Raw genomic sequence first — 1,391 nt, 5'->3', positions numbered from 1 at the left:
GGTACGGCCAATGTAGAATATACTTTTCGGGTAAGCGATACCTCTATTGATTGGGGCACGACCTTTCGGGTAAACGGTTCCGAGATCGGGGTAATGTTACAGAATGTCGGGGACGGTATGGCCGTAGCAGGGTATGGATTAACGTTGTCGGTAGTGGGTGCTGAAATTGGGGTGCCACTGGCCGGAATCGGGAGCGGGATCTCATTTGGTGGTTCTATTATGGAATCTGTGGCCACCGCAAATTTTGGACAAGGAACGGCATCGGTCGGTTCACAAGCTATTAGTATTGGCACTAAATATGCCCTTAAAAGAACAGGATTAAGTATTTTGTCACAACAGATATTAAGACAGAATGTTGATTTGAAGGTTACACTTATAAATCGTATTACAAACTAGAAAAATGGAGACCAATAATCTTATTTTAGGACTTTTGAGCATTTGCCTATCCATTTTAGGATTTATTTTTTTTAATAATCCTCTTAAACCACCTCCTAATCGGCCCCAAGAAGATGAACATGGATTGAAAAATGCAGATCGATTTGATGATAAAATAACAACATGGCGATTTCGCATTGCGTTGGCAATTATGTTTTTTTTTGGAGTATTTCAGGTGGTAAAGGAAATCTTTAAGTAGTTTTTAATTAGTGTAAGCATAATTTTTTGTGATCGCAATAGAAGATAGTTAAACTCTGTGGTGTTTTTGGTACTTTAAATAACCATAATGCTAATTCCCCCGATACCGCAAGCCTCACGTTTGTGCAGACATCGGTAAGCAGACAATGCCCAGTATGGTACAGAGAAAAGTTCTTTGAAACAGCGATAACAATGCCCTTTAGAGTCCCAACTGGGGCAATATCGTTAAGTCGACGGAAGGCAGCAATACGGCACTGACGAAATTCGCCGTCTTGGACCGTGGCTATACAGGGCACGAGCATTTGCAAGGGGTGAACCTTATACACATGCCTGCCCGTCCGTAGCGTAGCGAAGGCGGGAACGGGCGTTTGTACGACCCCATGCTGCACCGGTTCCTGATGCCGGACAATTTTGTGCACGCTACTTTTTGTAAACGCACGGTGTGCGTTTGCAAAAATAGGCGGGATGGTGCGCTGGCGAAAATACCGGGACGTTGATCAATAAGGCTAGGCATGGAACAGTCCGTTGAAGTACACTGATGCAAATGGGGAGTTCTTTTGGTTTGCGGTAATTGCAGGAGCGGTCATCGGTGCAGTGGCCCAAGCGGTGAAGCCCGGGACGAACTTCGGTACCATTGTCGGGGGCGGACTGATAGGAGCCGTGGCCGGGATGGTAGGTGCCGGGGGCGGGTTTTTCAGCAGCGGAATGTCGGCATCCATGGGCTTTTGGGGCGGTGCCGCCTCAGGTTCCGCAGGGGG

1 protein-coding gene and 1 pseudogene are annotated in these 1,391 nt (G+C 46.8%); both read left to right on the top strand.

Going from position 1 to position 1,391, the window contains the following annotated elements:
• On the top strand, positions 1-396 hold a 396-nt coding region (locus BV214_RS16865; protein WP_176328541.1), incomplete at its 5' end, for a hypothetical protein.
• 762 nt (positions 397-1,158) lie between these two features.
• Positions 1,159-1,391, top strand: a pseudogene (locus BV214_RS16330) (RHS repeat-associated core domain-containing protein); the annotation flags it as partial.

The organism is Arenibacter amylolyticus, assembly GCF_002150785.1.
Taxonomy (GTDB): Bacteria; Bacteroidota; Bacteroidia; order Flavobacteriales; family Flavobacteriaceae; genus Arenibacter; species Arenibacter amylolyticus.
Note: the sequence above shows the minus strand (reverse complement) of the source record. Positions and strands in the feature narration are given on the sequence as shown.